Genomic DNA, 365 nt, shown 5'->3' with positions numbered 1-365 from the left:
GCAACGGACACCCCCAGTCGTTCGCGAGCGTGCGGGTGGACTACGCCAAGGCCGCCGGCCGGTCCCGGCGCATCGTGATCCCCACCCCGTTGCCCTTGAAGACCCTGGCGGGCTTCTGGATCGGCACGGTGACCCCCATCCCGGTCGCGGTGGCACTGCCCCTGGCCGCATCCCTCGCCGAGGAGGCGGTCGTGGAGGACCGCTCGGTCCGCGACCTCATCCCGGACCCGCCGGGCGGGCTGACCTCCTACATGGATGCCGTGCGGCTGGCGCTGCAGCGGGAGAAGGAGGGTCCCCTGGACGTCACCTTCGACGCGGACATCCAGAGCTCCGCGGACCCGGCCGCCCCCCTGCCCTCGGATCCC

The 365-nt window shown here is 73.2% G+C and carries 1 pseudogene; it reads left to right on the top strand.

The window, feature by feature from the left end:
• Nucleotides 1-365 (top strand): annotated as a pseudogene (locus AB0N07_RS52335) (hypothetical protein); the annotation flags it as partial.

Source organism: Streptomyces sp. NPDC051172, from assembly GCF_040682555.1.
Lineage (GTDB): Bacteria > Actinomycetota > Actinomycetes > Streptomycetales > Streptomycetaceae > Streptomyces.
This window is presented reverse-complemented; position numbering and strand designations above follow the sequence as displayed.